This window comes from Micromonospora sp. RV43 (assembly GCF_001029515.1).
Taxonomy (GTDB): domain Bacteria; phylum Actinomycetota; class Actinomycetes; order Mycobacteriales; family Micromonosporaceae; genus Micromonospora; species Micromonospora aurantiaca.
Map to the genome: position 1 here is coordinate 1 of NZ_LEKG01000340.1, position 2,484 is coordinate 2,484.

A 2,484-nucleotide genomic window follows, 5' to 3' on the forward strand; every position below is an offset into this window, starting at 1 on the left:
GTCACGAAGGGCTCCGGAGGCTCGTGCGGCGGGGGTGACGCGGGTCAGCGCCGGCGCGACTGCAGCCGGTTCGCGATCTGCCGCAGCCGGGCCTGGTTCTCCGGCTTCGACATCTCACGCCGGCCGCGGTCGACCAGCTGCTGGCCCCGCGGCGACCGCAGGAAGGCGGTGATCCGTTGCATCAGCGACATGAGGGTCCTCCCGTCCCGCGGTCCCCTTCATGTGTACCTGGGACCGGCAAGCCCTTGATACCCGAATCGGCCCTTCCGCAACCACCCGTCCGGGTCAGCCCAGGATCTCGGCCACCACTTCGCCGGCCCGCCACTCGTGCTGGGCGTACGCGTCCGGGAACGCCGAGATCTGCACGGCCTGGGCGGCCACGGAGAGCGGCAGGCTCTGCCAGCCGGGGATCTCCGCCAGCGCGGACAGGAACGCCTTCGTGGCGTACTCCGGGTCCATGAGCTGCTCGACGGTGCCCCAGCCGCTGCTCGGGCGCTGCTGGAACAGCCCGACCGAGTCGTGGTCCCAGCCGATCGCCTGGTGCGGGTAGTTCTGCGACTCGGGCAGCACGCCGCTGGCGTAGTTGAGCAGGGTGCTCTCCTGCATGGCGGTCGCCACCGCGATGACGAGGGCGCGGCGCGGCATGCCCATCTCCTTGCCGGCCTGCACGATCTTCTTCGCGTTGTTCATCTGGGTGCGGTCCAGGCCGGCGACCGGGACGATCTGCCGGACGGTCTTCTTCGGCTTGGGCTTGGCGGTCGCCTTCGGGCTCGCCGTCGCGGACGGGCTGGCGCTGGCGCTGGGGATGGCGAGGGCGGTACTCGGCCGGGCCATGGCCCGGGACGCCGGGTCGACCGCGGCACGCTCGGCGACCTCCGCCGAGGGCGCCGGGTCGGCGGCGCGGTCCGGGGCACCGAAGCCGGCCTGGCTGACGCCGACCAGGCCCAGGCAGCAGGCCGCGCCGGTGGCGACCGCCAGCTGCGTCCGGCCGGGCCGGGGGTTCATGGGTGCCCAGAAGCGGGTACGCCGGACCAGTCCCCGGAGTGTGGCCAACCGGTTGGTGGAGGGGGTATCGTCCGAACGGTCAGCCGGGCGGCCGGAGCCGAACGGGTCGTCGAGGTTGCCGTCGTTACGCATCCGACGAGGCTAGGCAGGGCAAACCGGGATCACCCAGGCCCAAAGGGTGGCCCTCGCCACACTTTGGCCGTTCCGAAGCGGACGGCCCATCCCAGTGCGACCCGGCAGACCACGGACCTCGGGAACCGGACCAATCACCCGGCCTGCAACCCGCGCAGCGGCCCGGGCAGGAACGCCGCAGACCTCCCGGTCCCGCCCGATGATCGACTAACTCGTCCGTTCGGACGATCCGGATATGGGTCGCCGGACCGGGGCGTAGCCGAATCGTGATCATCATCCGGGCATCGGACGTGGCCGTAACGGAATGGACCACCCGCCCCGGTACGTTGGCCGAACCGGGGACGCCGCACGCTCGGCGCTCCCCCGTACGCGTCGACAGGGAGGACCCCACCGGTGCTCGATCCACACGAGCTCTACGAACTCACCGACGAGCTGCCCGAGCTCGGCCAGCCGGTGCTGATCCAGGCGCTCACCGGCTTCGTCGACGCCGGCAACGCCACCCGGCTGGCCCGGGAACAGCTGCTCACCTCGCTCGACGCCCGGGTCATCGCCCGCTTCGACGTGGACCAGATCTTCGACTACCGCTCCCGCCGCCCGGTGATGACCTTCGTCGAGGACCACTGGGAGTCCTACGACGCCCCGGCGCTGGAGCTGCACCTGCTGCACGACGACGACGAGACCCCGTTCCTGCTGCTCACCGGCCCCGAGCCGGATCTTCAGTGGGAGCGTTTCGTGGCCGCCGTCGCCGGGCTCAGCGCCCGCCTCGACGTCCGGCTCACAGTCGGGCTCAACTCGATCCCGATGGCGGTGCCGCACACCCGGCCCAGCGGCGTCACCGCGCACGCCACCCGCAAGGAACTGATCGCCGGGCACGAGCCGTGGCTGCAGAAGGTGCAGGTGCCGGCCGGCGTCGGTCACCTGCTGGAGTACCGCCTCGGCGAGCAGGGGCGCGACGCCCTCGGCTTCGCCGCGCACGTGCCGCACTACGTGGCCCAGGCCGAGTACCCGGCCGCCGCCGAGGCACTGCTGTCCGCCGTGTCCCGCAGCACCGGCCTGCTGCTGCCCGTCGAGGCGCTGCGGACCGCCGCCGAGGCGGTCCGGGTGGAGATCGACCGCCAGGTCACCCAGACCGAGGAGGCGGCGACGCTGGTCCAGGCGCTGGAGGAGCAGTACGACACGTTCGCCCGCGGCCGGGGCGAGAAGAGCCTGCTCGCCGGCGAGACCGGGCCGCTGCCCACCGCCGACGAACTCGGCGCCGAGCTGGAACGCTTCCTCGCCGGCGCCCGGATCCAGGTGACGCGCGCCGACCGCAGCGTGGTGACCTTCAAGGTGGACAGCGTCGAGTAC

The 2,484-nt window shown here is 72.3% G+C and carries 3 protein-coding genes; 1 reads left to right on the forward strand and 2 read right to left on the reverse strand.

Going from position 1 to position 2,484, the window contains the following annotated elements; translation table 11 throughout:
• Positions 1-44: 44 nt before the first annotated feature.
• Both ABD52_RS40455 and ABD52_RS36965 read right to left on the reverse strand, forming a co-directional pair.
• Positions 45-191, reverse strand: coding sequence for a hypothetical protein (locus ABD52_RS40455; RefSeq protein ID WP_013285352.1), 147 nt, complete (start codon positions 189-191; stop codon positions 45-47).
• 94 nt (positions 192-285) lie between these two features.
• Positions 286-1,137, reverse strand: a complete 852-nt coding sequence (locus ABD52_RS36965; RefSeq protein WP_047894830.1) for a hypothetical protein — start codon at positions 1,135-1,137, stop codon at positions 286-288.
• A 393-nt stretch (positions 1,138-1,530) separates the two neighbouring features.
• Between ABD52_RS36965 and ABD52_RS36970 the strand changes: the two genes are divergently transcribed.
• On the forward strand, positions 1,531-2,484 hold a 954-nt coding region (locus tag ABD52_RS36970), incomplete at its 3' end, for a PAC2 family protein (protein WP_235437687.1).